At 70.5% G+C, this 15,708-nt stretch carries 14 protein-coding genes; 6 read left to right on the forward strand and 8 right to left on the reverse strand.

What is annotated here, in order from left to right:
* Positions 1-17: 17 nt before the first annotated feature.
* From KHU32_RS21780 to KHU32_RS21805, 6 genes are all read right to left on the reverse strand, one after another.
* Positions 18-1,784: a DEAD/DEAH box helicase gene (locus tag KHU32_RS21780; RefSeq protein ID WP_213672280.1), complete on the reverse strand. Its 1,767-nt coding sequence runs from the start codon at positions 1,782-1,784 to the stop codon at positions 18-20.
* A 130-nt stretch (positions 1,785-1,914) separates the two neighbouring features.
* Complete coding sequence (locus tag KHU32_RS21785) at positions 1,915-3,501, reverse strand: ABC-F family ATP-binding cassette domain-containing protein (RefSeq protein ID WP_213672281.1); 1,587 nt, start codon at positions 3,499-3,501, stop codon at positions 1,915-1,917.
* A gap of 136 nt (positions 3,502-3,637) precedes the next feature.
* Entirely contained in the window at positions 3,638-5,197 is a 1,560-nt protein-coding gene (locus KHU32_RS21790) for a hydantoinase B/oxoprolinase family protein (RefSeq protein WP_213672282.1), read from the reverse strand.
* Positions 5,194-7,227: a hydantoinase/oxoprolinase family protein gene (locus KHU32_RS21795; RefSeq protein ID WP_213672283.1), complete on the reverse strand. Its 2,034-nt coding sequence runs from the start codon at positions 7,225-7,227 to the stop codon at positions 5,194-5,196. Before KHU32_RS21795 ends, KHU32_RS21790 begins: the two co-directional genes overlap by 4 nt.
* Position 7,228: 1 nt before the next feature.
* Complete coding sequence (locus KHU32_RS21800) at positions 7,229-8,188, reverse strand: Bug family tripartite tricarboxylate transporter substrate binding protein (protein ID WP_213672284.1); 960 nt, start codon at positions 8,186-8,188, stop codon at positions 7,229-7,231.
* Between the two features lie 132 nt (positions 8,189-8,320).
* Complete coding sequence (locus KHU32_RS21805) at positions 8,321-8,656, reverse strand: hypothetical protein (RefSeq protein WP_213672285.1); 336 nt, start codon at positions 8,654-8,656, stop codon at positions 8,321-8,323.
* 207 nt (positions 8,657-8,863) lie between these two features.
* On the opposite strand from KHU32_RS21805, the gene KHU32_RS21810 reads away from it, so the two are divergent.
* Together KHU32_RS21810 and KHU32_RS21815 are read left to right on the forward strand one after the other, a co-directional pair.
* Complete coding sequence (locus tag KHU32_RS21810; protein ID WP_213672286.1) at positions 8,864-9,559, forward strand: glutathione S-transferase family protein; 696 nt, start codon at positions 8,864-8,866, stop codon at positions 9,557-9,559.
* 83 nt (positions 9,560-9,642) lie between these two features.
* Positions 9,643-10,125: a hypothetical protein gene (locus KHU32_RS21815; protein WP_213672287.1), complete on the forward strand. Its 483-nt coding sequence runs from the start codon at positions 9,643-9,645 to the stop codon at positions 10,123-10,125.
* 4 nt (positions 10,126-10,129) lie between these two features.
* Here KHU32_RS21815 and KHU32_RS21820 read toward each other — a convergent pair whose 3' ends face one another.
* Positions 10,130-10,534, reverse strand: a complete 405-nt coding sequence (locus KHU32_RS21820; RefSeq protein WP_213672288.1) for an acyl-CoA thioesterase — start codon at positions 10,532-10,534, stop codon at positions 10,130-10,132.
* Positions 10,535-10,713: 179 nt separating this feature from the next.
* Here KHU32_RS21820 and KHU32_RS21825 point away from each other — a divergent pair, with 179 nt between their 5' ends.
* Genes KHU32_RS21825 through KHU32_RS21835 form a run of 3 tightly spaced genes read left to right on the forward strand, consistent with a single transcriptional unit; the run spans position 10,714 to position 13,812 of the window.
* Complete coding sequence (locus tag KHU32_RS21825; protein ID WP_213672289.1) at positions 10,714-11,202, forward strand: GAF domain-containing protein; 489 nt, start codon at positions 10,714-10,716, stop codon at positions 11,200-11,202.
* Complete coding sequence (locus KHU32_RS21830) at positions 11,199-12,173, forward strand: Bug family tripartite tricarboxylate transporter substrate binding protein (protein WP_213672290.1); 975 nt, start codon at positions 11,199-11,201, stop codon at positions 12,171-12,173. The genes KHU32_RS21825 and KHU32_RS21830 overlap by 4 nt, the downstream gene beginning before the upstream one ends.
* Positions 12,174-12,177: 4 nt before the next feature.
* Positions 12,178-13,812: a gamma-glutamyltransferase family protein gene (locus KHU32_RS21835; protein ID WP_213672291.1), complete on the forward strand. Its 1,635-nt coding sequence runs from the start codon at positions 12,178-12,180 to the stop codon at positions 13,810-13,812.
* A gap of 10 nt (positions 13,813-13,822) precedes the next feature.
* On the opposite strand, the gene KHU32_RS21840 is transcribed toward KHU32_RS21835, so the two are convergent.
* Positions 13,823-14,494, reverse strand: a complete 672-nt coding sequence (locus KHU32_RS21840; RefSeq protein ID WP_213672292.1) for a TetR/AcrR family transcriptional regulator — start codon at positions 14,492-14,494, stop codon at positions 13,823-13,825.
* Positions 14,495-14,853: 359 nt separating this feature from the next.
* Here KHU32_RS21840 and KHU32_RS21845 point away from each other — a divergent pair, with 359 nt between their 5' ends.
* Positions 14,854-15,651, forward strand: a complete 798-nt coding sequence (locus KHU32_RS21845; protein WP_213672293.1) for a DUF72 domain-containing protein — start codon at positions 14,854-14,856, stop codon at positions 15,649-15,651.
* Positions 15,652-15,708: the final 57 nt, after the last annotated feature.

Here is a 15,708-nt window from a genome sequence, read left to right on the forward strand (position 1 = left end):
TCACAACGAAAGCGGCGTTACGACCGCGGCGCGCGCGACGTGGCCGGGCGCTTCCGGCCGCCCTCGCCCGCGCGGGGCTTGCCCTGATAGGCAGGGCGCGGCTTGCTCGGATGGGCGGAGCGCGGCCCCGCCGCCCCACGATCGGCCGGGCCCATGGAGGCCGCGGGCTCGATGCGGATATGCGCGTCGTCCTGGCCAGGCTTGGCCGCGGCGATGGCGAAGCGGTCGGCCAGGTAGGGCGCCACCTCGAAGCGAGTCTCGCGGTCGAGGATGCGGATCTGGCCGATCGCCTCGCGGGTCACATGGCCGCGGTGGCAGAGGAAGGGCAGGATCCAGCGCGGGTCGGCCTGGTTGTTGCGGCCGACATTCATGCGGAACCACACGCCCTCGACGGCCTCGCCCGTCTGGTTGGCGCGCGGCGCCCGCGGCGCGGCGTCCCGGTCGGGGCGCGGTCCCTGGGCATAGGACACCGGGCCAGCAAGCTCCTCGGGCGCCGGCAGCGGCGCGCGGAGCAGCTTCGCCAGGGCGGCGGCCAGGGCCTCGGGGTTGCGGCCTTCCAGCAGCTGGCGGCCCAGGGCCAGATCGGCCTCCTCCGGCATCTGGTCCAGCATGGCCATCGCGGATTCGACGATGCGCTCGCCGTCCTTCGCGTGGATCTCCTCGGCGCTGGGCGCGGGCGACCACGCCGCCTGGAGCTTGGCGCCCATCAGCAGGCGCTCGGCGATGCGGCGGCGGTTATGCGGCACGACCAGCGCGCTGATGCCCTTCTTGCCCGCGCGGCCGGTGCGGCCGGAGCGGTGCAGCAGGGTCTCGGGATCGTTCGGCAGGTCGGCATGGATGACCAGCGCGAGGTCCGGCAGATCGAGGCCGCGGGCGGCGACGTCGGTCGCGACGCAGACGCGGGCGCGGCCGTCGCGCAGGCCCTGCATGGCGCGGGTGCGCTCGGCCTGGGACAGCTCGCCGGACAGCGCCACGGCCGAGAAGCCGCGCTCGACGAGGTTGCCGTGCAGGCGGTTCACCGCGGCGCGGGTGCCGCAGAAGACGATGGCCGTGCGCGGATCGAGGAAGCGTAGCGTGTTGACCACGGCGCGCTCCATCTCGCCCGGGGCGATGGAGAGGGCGCGGTATTCGATGTCGCTGTGCTGGCGGCCCTCGCCGGTGGCGGCGATGCGCAGCGCGTCGCGCTGGAAGTTCTTCGCCAGCTGCGCGATGGGGCGCGGCACGGTGGCGGAGAAGAGCAGCGTGCGCCGCTCGACGGGCAGGGCCTCGAGAATGGCCTCGAGGTCCTCGCGGAAGCCGAGGTCGAGCATCTCGTCGGCCTCGTCCAGCACCACGGCGCGCATGGATTGCGGGCGGAGGTTGCCGCGCTCGATATGGTCGCGCAGGCGGCCGGGCGTGCCGACGACGATATGCGCGCCATGCGCCAGCTGCCGGCGCTCGGTCATGGGGTCCATGCCGCCGACGCAGGAGACGACACGGCCGCCGGCGCGGGCATAGAGCCAGGTCAGCTCGACCTGGACCTGAAGAGCAAGCTCGCGCGTGGGCGCGACGACAAGGGCGAGCGGCAGGCCGGCCGGCGGCAGCCGCGCCTCCTCGCCGAGCAGGTCGCCCGACATGGCGAGGCCATAGGCAACGGTCTTGCCGGAGCCGGTCTGGGCGGAAACGAGCAGATCGCGGCCGGCGGTCTCGGCCTCCAGCACCGCGGCCTGGACGGCGGTGGGCTCGGCATAGCCGCGTTCAGCGAGGGCAGCCGCGATGGGCGCGGCGAGCGTGGGAAAGGGCATTTCGGATCCTGATGGGGCGCAAACCCACATCGGGCGTAGCGCGCGCCCGCCCGATGTAGGGGCGGCAAGGCCTCCGGCAAAGCGCGGATCGGACATCGCCGCAATGCATTGCGGCATGGCGGGCGGCCGATCAGCCCTTCGGGGAGAGATGCAGGCGCCGTGTGATGCCGATGCCCTCCAGGAAAACCTCGTCATGGCTGACCACCAGCAGCGCGCCGTCATAGGCGCGCAGGCCGATCTCCACGGTCTCGATCGAATCAAGATCGAGATGATTGGTCGGCTCGTCGAGAACCAGCAGCGACGGCGGCGTCCCACCCAGGGCGCAGGCGAGGCCGGCGCGCAGAACCTGCCCCCCGCTGAGGGCCGCGACGGGCTGCAGGGCGGCGTCGGCGCGGAACATAAACCGCGCGAGGGCCGCCCGGCAGTCGTTTTCCTGCGCCTGCGGATGAAGGCGCAGGAAGTTGTCCCGGATCGACAGCGCAGGATCGAGCAGGCTGACCTGCTGGTCGAGCACGGCCATGTCGGGCGTTGTCCACACGCTGCCGCTCCGGGGGCGCAACTCGCCCGTTAGGAGCCGCAAGAAGGTGGTCTTGCCGCAGCCATTCGGTCCGGTGACGGCAATCCGCTCGGGACCGACCATCATGAGGCTCAGGTCACGAAGAACCGGTCTGGCAGGATCGTAGCCGGTCGTGACGGCTTCGACCGACAAGACCGTTCGGCCCGCGGGCAGGCCGGACGGCGGCAGGACCACGGAAAACGGTTCGAGGACCTCAATGTGGCCGCGCGCCTCCGTCGCAACCTCGGCCGCCTGCTCCCTTCGCCGCTCCGCAAGGCGGGCCTGGGCACCACCTGTGCCCTCGCTTTGGTTCTTCAGCCCCCCGAGCACGATCCGCGGCATGTCGCCCCTTGCGCGCTTACGCTGCCCAGCACCGTCTTTCCGCGCCTTGCGCTCCGCCGTCTCCTGGACGCTGCGCGCAAGCTCCGCCATGCGCTTCTCGGCATCCGACAGGTCACGCCGCGCGGCGGCGAGCTCGCGGGCCTTGCAGGCGCGATAGTGGCTCCAATTCCCGCCGTAGCGGGTGGCGCCAAGCGAAGTCAGCTCGACGGTGCAGTCCATCCGCTCGAGCAGCTCCCGGTCATGGCTCACGACGACCGCGCCGCCACGCCAGCGGGTCATCAGCTCGATCACCGCCTCGCGCCCGCCACGGTCCAGGTTGTTGGTGGGCTCATCCAGGAGGAGGAAGTCGGGCTCCGAGAAAACCAGCGCAGCGAGGCTCACCCGCGTGCGCTGGCCGCCGGAAAGCGCCGTCAGGAGCGTCTGTGGCCCCACGTCGAGCCCAAGGCCGGCCAAGGCGGCCGCGAGGCGCGATTCCAGCGACCAGTCAGCCGTCAGGAGATCCTCATCGGAAGCCCGTCCCTCCTCAGCCCGCCGAAGCTGCGACAGGGCCTCCGTAACGCCGAAGAGGTCCGCGACGGTCTCGCCCGCACGGGCCTGAACCGACTGACGCAGGAAACCGATGCGACCGCTCACCATCACCCCACCCGCAGCGGGGCGGAGGTCGCCGGCCATCAACCGGAGGAGCGTGGTCTTTCCCGTGCCGTTGCGGCCGATCAGACCGGTTCGCTCGGGACCGAAGACGAGGTCGAGATCGGAAAGGAGGGCGTGGCCCTCAGACGTGGACCAGGAAAGTCTGGAAAGTGTGATGACGGCAGGCATGGATATGGATTTCCCCGGCAACAAGGCAGAACGAGATTGCTGTCGGGTGGAAATCCATGGTGACGCGTATCCGGAACCGGGAAAGAGCGGGAGGTAAGATGATCCGCGCCGGATCGCAAGGCCACCTCCCGGTTGGCTACTCCTTCGGAAACATGCCGCCGCCGCCCGGCATCTCCACCACCAGCCGATCTCCGGCCGGAATGACCTGGAAGCCCTTGGCCTTCAGCACCGCGCCCGAGCCCAGCTTCACCACCCCCTTCGCCCCATCCGCCCCGCCATGCCGGCCGCGTGCCGGATAGGTCACGCGCTCGAAGGTCGCGAAGATGCCGAAAGCCTCCCCATGGCGGTGCGCCACCTCCATGATCTGGCCGTCGCCGCCCCGGTACTTGCCCTCGCCCCCCGAGCCGTCGCGCAGATCCTTCCGCCAGACGACCAGCGGCGCCACGGTCTCCGTCACCTCGACCGGCACGTTCTTCACGCCGGAAGGATAGGGCGTGGCGGAGAGGCCATCCTGCGCGGGCCGCGCGCCCGCGCCGCCGGAATGGAACATGGTGGCCATGAAGGGCCGGGCAGTGGCGCCCGTCAGCCCCTGCCCGGCGCCGAGCTTGAGGTTCCAAAGGTTGGAGGTGCCCTCCGCCGGCACCCGGCCGGGCAACGCCTGGTCCAGCGCGCCGAAGACCACGTCGGGCATCATATGGCCCATGGTGCTGCGCGCGTTCACGGCGGCCGGGAAAAGCGCGTTGACGATGCTGCCCTCCGGCGCCGTGACCCTGATGAGGTCGAGCGAGCCGGCATTGTTCGGGATTTCCGGTCCCACGATGCAGCGCACGCCGAAGGCCGTGTAGGCATCAGTATAGCAGAGCGGGCAGTTGATGCCGAAGCCGCTCTGCGGCGAGGTGCCTGCATAGTCCACCGCGATATGGTCCTCGGCGATGGTGAGCGTGGCGTGCAGGTCGATCGGCGCCTCCATGCCGTCGATCCGCATATGGCTTTTCCACGTGCCCTTCGGCAGGACCGCGATCTCCTTGAGCATCGCCTCGCGCGAGCGGGCGATGATGTGCTCGCCCAGCACCTCGAGATCGTCGAGCCCGTTCTCCTCCAGCATGGCGGAGAGGCGGCGCTCGCCCGTCTCGTTGCAGGCCATGAGGGCATAGATGTCGCCCTCCACCTGCACCGGCTCGCGGACATTGGCGCGGATGAGGTCGATCAACCACTGGTCCACCACGCCCTCACGCGCGAGCGGCATGATGGGGATGCGCACGCCCTCGTGGAAAATCTGGCGGCCGTCCGGCGAGAGGCCGATGCCGCCGATATCCACCACATGCACGGTGCAGGAGAACAGCCCGACCATCTTCCCCTTGTGGAAAGCCGGCGAGGTGACGACGACGTCGTAGAGATGCCCCGTGCCCAGCCAGGGATCGTTGGTGACGTAGTGGTCGCCCTCCTTCATCTCGGCGGCCGGGATCTTCGCGAGGAAATGCTTCACGCTGCGCGCCATCGAATTGATGTGGCCGGGCGTGCCGGTCACCGCCTGGGCGAGCATGCGCCCCTCCACGTCGAAGACGCCGGCGGAGATGTCGCCGGCCTCGCGTGCGGAGGTGGAGAAGGCGGTGCGGACCAGCGTCTTGGCCTGCTCCTCCACCACGGAGAGCAGCCGGTTCCACATGACCTGGAGGCGGATGTCGTTCTGGCTCATGGCAGGAGCTCCAGCAGGATCTGCTCGGCGGCGTTGATGCGGGCGGTCCAGCCCGCCGGCACGACGGTGGTGGTCTCGTCCTCGATGATCAGCGCGGGCCCGCGCAGCAGCGCGCCTGGCGCCAGGTCGTCGCGCGCATGCAGGGCGGCCTCCTGCGTGAGGCCCGTCGCGGGGTCCGTCAGCGCGCGCCTCTGCAAGGGCGCAGGCACGTCGGAGGGGGCGGGAACGGCCAGCACGGCCGGATCGCCGACGGGCCGCGCGAGGGAGAGCGCCCAGGTCATCACCTCCGGCTGCAGGCCCGGAATGGCGCGGCCGAAGATGGTGCGATAGGCCGCGACGAAGGCGTCGTGCAGCGCCGTGGCGGCCATGCCGGCCACGAGCGGCACGGCGATCTCATGGCCCTGGCCCCGATAGCGCATGAAGGCCGTGCGGGTCTCGACCAGCCCTTCCCGCGTCGCGGCCTGGAGAACGACCTCCTCTGCCTCAGCGCGCATCTCGCTAAACATCGTCTCCAGCGCCGCCTCGTCGAGCGTGTCGAGGCGGGTGTAGCGCGTGCGCACGACCTCGAAGCCGATGGGCGCCTGCAGGAAGCCATGCGCCGAGCCGACGCCCGCGCCACGCGGCACCAGCACCTTCGCGATACCGAGCTTCTGGGCGAGGCGCGCGGCGTGCAGCGGCGCCGCGCCGCCAAAGGCGATCATGGTGCGGCCGGCAGTGTCCTCGCCATTCTCCACGGCATGCACGCGTGCCGCGCTGGCCATGGTCTCGTCCACGATCTCCGCCACGCCGACCGGCGCGCTCGTGCCCATGGCGGCGAAGGCCTGTTCCGAGGCCGCGGGATGAAGGCGCATCGTGCCGCCCGCGAAGCGCTCCGGATCCAGGCGGCCCAGCAGCAGGTCCGCATCGGTCACCGTGGGCAGCGTGCCGCCCAGCCCGTAGCAGGCGGGGCCGGGCTTGCTGCCCGCGCTGTCGGGGCCGATCTGGATGCGGCCCAGGCTGTCATGCCGCGCGATGGAGCCGCCGCCGGCGCCGATCTCCACCAGCTCGATCACCGGGATGCGGATGGGCAGGCCGCTGCCCTGCACGAAGCGATAGGCACGCGCGACCTCGAAACTGCGCGCCATGTGGAACTTGCCGTGGTCGATCAGCGTCAGCTTCGCGGTCGTGCCGCCCATGTCGAAGGCCAGCACACGATCCAGCGCATTCTGCGCCGCCACATGCCGTGCGAGGATGGCGCCGCCGGCCGGGCCACTCTCCACGAGACGCACGGGGAAGCGCCGCGCGGCACCCACGGTGCAGAGTCCGCCGGAGGACATCATCATCAAGACCGGCGCGTTCAGGCCGAGCCCACGCAGACCTTCCTCGATGCCGGCGAGGTAGCCGTCCATCAGCGGGCGCACATAGGCATTGGCGATGGTGGTGCTGGCGCGGTCGTATTCGCGCACCTCCGGGCAGACCTCGCAGGAGAGCGAGAGCGAGACCTCCGGTAGCATCTCCGCCACGATTTCCGCCGCGCGGCGCTCATGCGCGTCGTTCGTGAAGGAATGCAGGAAGCAGATGGCGATGGCGGTGACGCCGTCCGCCCTGGCCTGCGCGCAGACCTCGCGCAGCGCGGCCTCGTCCAGCTCCAGCAGCACGCCGCCATCGGCCGCAATGCGCTCCGGCACCGTGTAGCGCAGCGCGCGCGGCACGAGCGGCACGGGGCGCTCCATGGTCAGGTCGTATTGCGCGAAGCGGTGCTCGTAGGCGATCTCGATGCTGTCGCGAAATCCCTGCGTCGTGATCAGCGCCGTCCTCGCGCCCTTGCGCTCGATGAGGGCATTGGTGGCAAGCGTCGTGCCGTGCAGGACGAGGCCGATCGCCGCGCCCTCCACCCCGGCCGATCGCAGCAGGATCCGCGTGCCCTCGATCACCGCGCGCTCCGGCGCGTCGGGCGTGGTCAGCAGCTTGTGGGAGAAGGTCCGGCCCGGCGCCTCGAGCACGAGATCGGTGAAGGTGCCGCCGATGTCGACGGCCAGTCGGTGCTGCATCTCAGTCGTTGATCCTGATGTTGCCGGCGCGCACGACACGCCCCCAGACCTCGGTATCGGCGCGCAGGAAGGCCACGTAGTCGGCGCGCGGCAGGGGCGCGGGCGTCAGCCCCGCCTCGTCGAAACGGCGCTTCCAGGCGGGATCGTCGAATACGCGCATCACCTCGGCGTGAATGCGGTCCTGGATCGCCTCGGGCGTGCCGGCCGGCGCCACGAGACCGTACCAGTTCTCGGAGGCATAGCCCGGCACGGCCTCGGCCACCGCGGGCGTGTCGGGCAGCAGAGGCCAGCGCGCGGGCGAGGTCACGGCCATGGCGCGCGCCTGGCCGCCATTGATGAGGGTGAGCGTGGCGGGGTCGCCGTAATAGACGTCCACCACCTTGGCCGCGAGGTCGTTCAGCGCCGGCCCCGTGCCGCGATAGGGCACGTGCTCGATGCGCACGCCGGCCATCTGGTTGAAGAGCTCGCCCGTCAGGTGCTGGCTGGTGCCGGCGCCGCCGCTCGCGTAGCGGAGGTTGCCCTGCCGCGCGAGGGCGAGGAATTCCGGCAGGGTGCGCGCGGGAAGGTCGGTCCGCACGGCCATGATGAAGGGCATCCGCACCAGCCGCGTGATGTTCGCGAGCGCCATGGGATCGTAGGGCAGCTGCCGCAGATGCGGCCCGACGGTGAGCGTGCCCGCGCCGGTGAGCGACAGCGTGTAGCCATCGGGCGCGGCATGGGAGAGCGCCTCCACGCCGATGACGCCGCCGGCGCCGCCGCGATTCTCCACCACCACCGATTGGCCGATGTTGCGGCCCAGCGGCTCGGCCAGCAGCCGCCCCGTGAGGTCCACGCCGCCGCCCGGCGGAAAGGGAACGATCAGCCGGATGGGACGCGAGGGCCAGGCCTGCGCGGAAGCGATGGCGGGCGCCCCCAGAAGGCCCGGGAGCAGCGTGAGGGAAGCGCGTCGCGTGAACGGCATGGCCTGCATTCTCCATCGAGGATCCGCAGGTCAGGATGGTGGAGCAGTGCTCCGGCGCTATCAATGCCCCCGATCCGAGTCAGGGTGTGCGCGGCGAAAACTTCGGACGGCGAGAAGCGCTCGCCGCCGCGATCACCAGCGGCGGTAGTAGGGCCGCCCGTAATAGCCGCCGCCGTAGTAGCCGCGCCCGTAATAGGGACGGCTGCTGCTCGCGATGGCCGCGCCGGCCGCGACGCCGACGATGCCCGCGGCCACGGCCGTGCCCACATTGGCCTGCTGCTGGGCCTGGGCACGCTCCGCCGAGGCGGCGGGCTGGAGATAAGCGGCGGTCTGGCAGGCCTCGACATAGCCCTGCTGGCAGGCAATGTTCGCCTGCATGGCCTGCTGCTCGACGGGCCCCGGGGCGACGGTGCACGCGGTCACGCTTGCGGTCGTGAGGATGGCCAGGATGCGGAACGCGCGGGTCATGATGATCTCCTCTCGACAGCGGCGGCCAGGTGAACCGACCGCCTCCATGAGTAATGCTTGTAATCGCGCCTTGTCGCAGGCCTATCCCGCGGCTCGGTCATTAAAGTCGCATCTGTCGTGCGGGGAGACCGCGTCCGCGCCAAACTGACGGCCACGCCGCGCCCCCGCTTTGCCAGATACGTATCGTCAGAACATCCGGGGAAAGCCATGTCCGACCGAAAGCTCTTCGAACTTTGCGGCACCGATGAGGCGCGCCGCTTCAGCCCCTATTGCTGGCGCGTTCGCCTGGCTTTGGCGCATAAGGGCCTCGACGCCGAAACGGTGCCCTGGCGCTTCACCGAGGGCGAGGCCATCGCCTTCGCGAAATCCGCCACCGTTCCCGTCCTGATCGACGGCGACACCGCGGTCGCGGACAGTTGGGCCATCGCCGAATACCTCGAGCGCACCTATCCCGACCGCCCCGCGCTCTTTCCGGGCCGGCCCTCAGCCCTGCGCTTCATCGCCTCCTGGGCGGACCGGGTGGTGAATGCGGGGCTGGTGAAGCTCATCGTCTCCGACATCCCCTCCCTGCTCGCCGAGGCCGACCGGGACTATTTCGTGTCGAGCCGCGAGAAGCGCTTCGGCATGCCCCTGGCCGAGGTAACCCGCGATCGGGAGGCGCGGCTGCCGGAATTCCGGGCCAGCCTCCAGCCGTTGCGCGCCGTGCTGATGCAGCAGCCCTTCGTCGCCGGCGAGGAGCCGGACTACGCCGACTACATCGTCTTCGGCGGCTTCATGTGGGCCCGCGTGGTGAGCCCGCTGAAGGTGCTGGAGGAAAGCGACCCGCTGCATGCCTGGCGGGAACGCATGCTGGACCTCTTCGGCGGCCTCGCCCGGCGCGTCCCGGCGCGGGAGGGGTCCTGAGGCCCCCGCCACAGATTTCTGTGGCGTTTCCATCCCAAAACGAGAAGGATGGCCCCGCCGTCACAGGCTCCGGAGATGCACGCATGGCGTTCGATCTGGTGACCTTCCATACCGCGCTCAGCTTCATCGCCATCGCCGCCGGGGCGGTGGTGGTGCTGGACCTGCTGCGCTCCGGCCCGACGCCGTTCTGGACCGGCCTGTTCCTCGTCACCTCGATCCTGACGAGCGTCACGGGCTATTTCTTTCCCTTCTCGGGCGTCCTGCCCTCGCACATCGTGGGCGGCGTGGCGCTGCTGATCCTGGCGGTGGTGCTGGCCGCGCGTTACGGGTTCGGCCTCGGCGGCGCCTGGCGGAGGGTCGATGCGATCGGCCTAGTGGCGAGCCTGTACCTGCTGTGCTTCGTGCTGATCGCCCAGGCCTTCGGGAAGATCCCGGCGCTCCACGCCCTGGCGCCGACCCAGTCCGAGCCGGCCTTCGCCATCGCGCAGGCCGTCGCGCTCCTGCTCTTCGTCCTCCTCGGAATCGCCGCGGCGCGAAGTGCCGGCCGCATCCGGAAGGCCGCCTGAGACGTCAGGCCGGCGGCGACGCCGCATCCCGCGGCACGGGCCGCGGCCGCCCGGCCTCGTCCACCGCCACGAAGGTGAACTCCGCCTGCGTCACCTTCACGCGATCGCCCCGCCGGTGCCGCAGCACCCAGGCCTCGACGTCGAAGGTCAGCGAGGTGCGGCCGATGCGCTTGAGGTCGGTATAGACGCAGACCACGTCGCCCACCTTCACCGGCTCGATGAAGACCATCGTGGAGGCGGCCACCGTCACCACGCGACCCCGCGCCACGCCGGTGGCGGCGATCCCGCCGGCGGCGTCCATCTGCGCCATGACCCAGCCGCCGAAGATGTCGCCGGCCGGGTTGGTGTCCGCCGGCATGGCGAGCTGGCGGATCTGCAGGTCGCCGCGCGGCCCGGGCATCTGTTCCATGTCGTTCCCCTGAAGGCTCGTGGAGGGTGGAAGCCCGGTGTCGCGCCGGCGCCGGGCTTCGGCAAGTCCTTCATGACGCGGCGGCGCGACCGTGCCATCGTGCGCCACCTTCACGATTCCCCGGGGATTTTCCTGATGAGTTTTCAAGCCCGCCAATCCCTGGCCGCAGAGGCTGCATCGTGAGCTTCAACGATCTCGCCCTCGCCCTCGCCCAGCCGGGCCAGCCGCAGACGGGCATCCAGGCCCTGGAGGCCGCGGCCCAGGAGCTCATCGGCCACAAGCTCTTCACCCTCCTGGTGCTGGACCATGAGCGCAACCTGAACAGCCGCTGCTATTCGAACCGGCCGGCGGAGTATCCGGCGCTCGGCTACCAGCCGATCGACTGGACGCGCGAATTCTACAAGGTCGTCGTGGAGCGGGGCGAGCCACGCTTCCTGAACAACCGCGCCGACCTCGCACGCACCTTCGGCGATTACGAGGTGCTGGTCGCGATGGGCTGCGAATCCGCCGTGAACATGCCGGTGCGCTGGAACGGCCGCACGCTCGGCTCCGTGAACCTGCTGAACGTGGAGAACTTCTACGGCCCGCAGCACCGCCCGCAGCTGAACACCCTGGCCGCGCTCGCCATCGCGCCTTTCCTGAGCATCCTCGAAAGCGCCGGGCGATGATCCCGGCCCTGCCGCGACGCCGCGCCACCGCGCTGCTCGCGGCCCTGGGCGCACCGGGCCTGGCCCGCGCCCAGGAGGGCCAGGCGCCCTTGCGCGTCATCATCCCCCAGCCGCCCGGGGGCGCCACGGACATCCTGGCGCGCCTGCTCACCGAGCCGCTGGGCCGTGACCTCGGGCGGAGCGTGATCGTCGAGAACCGGCCCGGCGCCAATGGCATCGTCGCGATCAGCGCGCTGCGCCAGTCGCGGCCGGACGGGAACACGGTACTGCTGGGCGGCGTCTCCATCTTCGCCTTCAACCCGAACCTCTTCCCCAACCTGCCCTACGACCCCTGGCGCGACTTCTCCTGGATCGCGCCCATCGCCGACACGCCCTTCGTGATCGTCGCGAGCCGGGCCTCGGGCATCACCACCCTGCCGCAGCTGATCGAGCGCGCCCGCGCCCAGCCCGAGCGCCTGACCTTCGGCAGCGCCGGCATCGGCAATTCCACCCATCTGGGCATGGAGATGGTGGCCGAGCGCGCGGGCATCCGCCTCACCCACGCGCCCTTCCCCGGCTCCGCCCCGGCGCTCAATGCCCTCATGGCGGGCGATATCGACGCCATGTTCAACCCGCTCGGCAACACGCTGCCGGCCATCGAATCCGGGCGCGCCGTGCCGCTGGTGACGCTGGGCCGCGAGCGGTCGCCCGCGCTGCCCCAGGTTCCGACGCTGATCGAGATGGGGCTGCCACCGGTCACCATGCCCGGATGGTACGCCTTCGTGGGGCCGGCCGGCCTCGATCCCGCCGTGGTGGAGCGGCTGAACGCCGCCACGCGCCGCGTGGTCGACAGCCCGGCCGTGACGCAGAAGCTGCGTGAGTCGGTGCTCGAGCCGCTGGCCGCCACCGCCCAGGAGATCCAGGACCGCGCGAGGCGGGAGAGCGCCGAGATCGGCGAGTTCATCCGCCGCCGCGGCATCCGCGTGGAGTAGAATCATGGCCCGCCCCGAACGCCGCCTTCCCGCCCCGCGCGCCATGATCGCGGCGCCGCAGCCCGAGGCCGTCGAGGCCGGCACCGCCATCCTCGCCGCCGGCGGCAACGCGCTCGACGCCGCGCTGGCCTGCGCGCTGACCCAGGGCGTGGTCGACCCGATGATGTGCGGCATCGGCGGGCTCGGTGTGCTGCACATCCTCGACCCGAAGACCGGCGATCACCTCGTCCTCAACGGCCTTTCCACCTGCCCCGCCGCCTGCACCGAGACCATGTGGGCCGAGGCCTTCGAGCGCGAATGCCCGGACGGCTACGGCTATGTGCTGAAAGGGAACGTGAACGAGCTCGGTCACCGCGCGGTGACGACGCCGGGCATCCTGCGCGTCTTCGCCGAGGCGCATCGCCGCTGGGGCAGCAAGCCCTGGGCCGAGCTCTTCGGGCCAGCCATCGAGACCGCGACCGAGGGCTGGCTGGTGCGCCCGCATGTCGCGACCATGTTCGCGCTCGACGAGGCCGCCTATGGCCGCCTGCCCTACCGCACCAAGCTCGGCTTCACCGAGGAGGGTCAGCGCCTCTACCTGCGCCCCGACGGCTCGCCCAAGCGCGTCGGCGACAGCGTGCGCAACCCCGAGCTCGCCGCGACGCTGGCCACCCTGGCCCGCGAGGGCGCCGAGGATTTCTATACCGGCAGCCTCGCGCGGCGGATCGTCGCGGACATGGAGGCGAAGGGCGGGCTGATCACCGCGGCCGACCTCGCGGGCATGGCGCCGGAGATCGGACCGCCGCTGACGGTGGGCTATCGTGGCCGCACGATCGCCGTGCCCGCGCCGCCCGCCGGCGGCATCATGGTGGCCGAGATACTGCGCATCCTGGAGCATTTCGACCTGCCGGCCCTCGGCCACAACAGCGCCGAATACCTGCGCGTGGTGGCGGAGGCGATGAAGGTCGCGGGACGGGACAAGGACCTCCATATCGGCGATCCGCGCTTCGTGCCCCCGCCGCTGCAACGCCTGCTGTCGGACGCCTATGCGGCGGAACGCGCGGCCGCGATCCGCGCCGGCGAGAAGCACCACCTGCCGCGCACCGAGGCGGATTCGAAACACACCACGACCATCTCCTGCGTGGATGCCGACGGCATGGTCGTCTCCATGACGCACACGCTGGGCGTGCCCTCCGGCGTGATCCCGCCGGGGACGGGCTTCATGCTCAACGGGGCGATGAACTGGTGCGACCCGCGCCCCGGCCGCGCCGGCTCCATCGCGCCGGGCAAGCGGCGCTTCTCCTCCATGACGCCGGGCATCGTGCTCGAGGAGGGCAAGGCCGTCGCCACGCTGGGCGCGCCGGGCGGCGCCTGGATCCCGATCGCGGTGGCGCAGGTGCTGCTGAACCTGCTCGACTTCGGCATGGGCATGCAGGAGGCGGTGCAGGCGCCGCGCTTCAGCGCCACCAGCGACGCCATCGACATCGGCAACCGCATCCCCCGCGCCGTTCAGCGCGAGGTCGAGGCCATGGGCTACGAGGTGCGGCGCACCGCGGCCACCTTCCCCTTCGCGGGCGTGCACGGCATCACGATGTGGGACGGCCGCCTGGAGGGCGGCGCCGACCCGCAGCGCGACGGCCTGGCGGCCGGCGTGCCGTAAGCCGCACGGCTCAGTCCTGCGCCACGGCCTCCTTCGGCGCTGGTCGCTGCGCTGCGCCGATGCCGTTCACGATCATGTTACAGAACTGATCGCCCACCTGGGCGGCGGTCAGCGGGCCATCGGGGTCGAACCACCGCGCCATCCAGTTGATGGTGCTGAGCACGAAGCGGCCCGCCAGCCGCACATCGTCCACGCGGATCTCGCCGCGATCGACCCCTGCCTGCAGGATGTCGCGCAGCAGCTGCTCGTACTTGTCGCGCCAGGCGATGCGCTCCTTGCGCGCGCGAACCTTCGGGTCGCTCCAGAAGGCGGTCGAGGAGGCGATCCAGGCCCAGCGGAACTTCTCGAAGAAATTCGCGGATTCGACGAGGAAGACGCGCAGGCGAACCAGCGGCGGGGCCGTTGGGTCGTCGTATTTCTGCACATGCAGGAAGATGGATTTCGTCGTTCCCATCGCCAGCGGGCGCAGGATGGAATCCTTCCCCGGGAAGTAATGGTAGAGCGTGGCCTTGGAGATCCCGCACTCGGCCGCGATGTCGCGCATCGACACGCCGTCAAATCCCCGATGGGCGAAGAGACGACACGCGACCTGAAAGATCTGCACGATCCTGCCCTGAAGCGGATTGCCGGCGTCGTCGAGTTCCAGAATTTCAGCGAGATCGTCCATGCTTCGCGATGACATGCCGCCGAGCCGATCCGCAAGCCTCTCCATGCCGCTTCAGCCGGCCGACAGGCGGGATATTGCAGCGCGGCGTGACAGATCGCCGCCTGGCGGCCAGAAAGGGGCGGCAGCCAGGCGGCAGCCGGCGGACTTCGTCATGGCAGCTTTCTCCCCTGGCCCTCGCCCGCGAGGACGGAGGCCCATCCGCCGATACTGACCGGACGGTCGGTCGGCTTTCGTTGCGAGCATATGGCGCATGGCCGCCCCCCGCAATCGGGCCGTCGCTTCACGATCGGCCGTGCATGAAATCCTCCCGCACGGCGCCCCGCGCGTTAACATGCGGCGCGCCGCTTCACGACCGGGGCGGGCAGGAGGAATGCATGGCGACGGGCAGGATCTACATCGGCATCGGCGGCTGGACCTTCGAGCCCTGGCGCGGCGTCTTCTACCCGCAGGGCCTGGCCCAGAAGCGCGAGCTGGAATACGCCGCCGGCAAGCTCACCTCCATCGAGATCAACGGCACCTATTACGGCTCCCAGAAACCCGCGAGCTTCCGCAAATGGCATGACGAGACGCCCGAGGGCTTCGTCTTCTCCCTCAAGGGCCCACGCTTCACCACCAACCGCCGCGTCCTCGCCGAAGCGGGCGAGTCCGTCGCGCGCTTCCTCGACAGCGGGTTGCTCGAGCTGAAGGGCAAGCTAGGTCCCATCAACTGGCAGATGGCACCGACGAAGGCCTTCGATCCCCAGGATTTCGAGGCCTTCCTCAAGCTCCTCCCGCACCGCCACGAAGGCCATGCGCTCCGCCACGCCGTCGAGGTCCGGCATCCGAGCTTCCAGTCGCCCGACTTCGTCGCGATGATGCGCGAGCACGGCATCGCCATCGTCACGGCCGGCGATTCCGAATTCCCGCAGATTGCCGACGTGACCGCCGACTTCGCCTATGCCCGGATCATGGGCACGGCGGAGGACGAGGCGCTCGGCTACCCCAGGGCCGCGCTGCGGAAATGGGTCGCGCGCGCGAAGGACTGGGCGGCGGGCAAGGCGCCCGGGGACCTCGAGAGCTTCGGAAAGCACAAGCCTGACGGCAAGCCGCGCGACGTCTTCCTCTACGTCATCAGCGGCCACAAGGCGCATAATCCGGCGGCCGCGATGGCGATGCTGGAGGAGCTGGCATGAGCGCCGGCGCCGGCCACGACGAAGGCTGTTTCGCCATCTTGGTATACGGACCGTTCG

Origin of the sequence: Roseococcus pinisoli, assembly GCF_018413645.1 — a bacterium.
In the GTDB taxonomy this organism is placed as follows: Bacteria; Pseudomonadota; Alphaproteobacteria; order Acetobacterales; family Acetobacteraceae; genus Roseococcus; species Roseococcus pinisoli.

What these genes read in the sequence shown, in the direction of transcription:
- KHU32_RS21800 (WP_213672284.1), bottom strand. Translation starts at nt 8,188, where the DNA reads ATGCCGTTCACGCGACGCGCTTCCCTCACGCTGCTCCCGGGCCTTCTG.
- KHU32_RS21815 (WP_213672287.1), top strand. Translation starts at nt 9,643, where the DNA reads ATGGCGTTCGATCTGGTGACCTTCCATACCGCGCTCAGCTTCATCGCC.
- KHU32_RS21835 (WP_213672291.1), top strand. Translation starts at nt 12,178, where the DNA reads ATGGCCCGCCCCGAACGCCGCCTTCCCGCCCCGCGCGCCATGATCGCG.
- KHU32_RS21785 (WP_213672281.1), bottom strand. Translation starts at nt 3,501, where the DNA reads ATGCCTGCCGTCATCACACTTTCCAGACTTTCCTGGTCCACGTCTGAG.
- KHU32_RS21820 (WP_213672288.1), bottom strand. Translation starts at nt 10,534, where the DNA reads ATGGAACAGATGCCCGGGCCGCGCGGCGACCTGCAGATCCGCCAGCTC.
- KHU32_RS21810 (WP_213672286.1), top strand. Translation starts at nt 8,864, where the DNA reads ATGTCCGACCGAAAGCTCTTCGAACTTTGCGGCACCGATGAGGCGCGC.
- KHU32_RS21845 (WP_213672293.1), top strand. Translation starts at nt 14,854, where the DNA reads ATGGCGACGGGCAGGATCTACATCGGCATCGGCGGCTGGACCTTCGAG.
- KHU32_RS21795 (WP_213672283.1), bottom strand. Translation starts at nt 7,227, where the DNA reads ATGCAGCACCGACTGGCCGTCGACATCGGCGGCACCTTCACCGATCTC.
- KHU32_RS21780 (WP_213672280.1), bottom strand. Translation starts at nt 1,784, where the DNA reads ATGCCCTTTCCCACGCTCGCCGCGCCCATCGCGGCTGCCCTCGCTGAA.
- KHU32_RS21830 (WP_213672290.1), top strand. Translation starts at nt 11,199, where the DNA reads ATGATCCCGGCCCTGCCGCGACGCCGCGCCACCGCGCTGCTCGCGGCC.
- KHU32_RS21840 (WP_213672292.1), bottom strand. Translation starts at nt 14,494, where the DNA reads ATGTCATCGCGAAGCATGGACGATCTCGCTGAAATTCTGGAACTCGAC.
- KHU32_RS21790 (WP_213672282.1), bottom strand. Translation starts at nt 5,197, where the DNA reads ATGAGCCAGAACGACATCCGCCTCCAGGTCATGTGGAACCGGCTGCTC.
- KHU32_RS21805 (WP_213672285.1), bottom strand. Translation starts at nt 8,656, where the DNA reads ATGACCCGCGCGTTCCGCATCCTGGCCATCCTCACGACCGCAAGCGTG.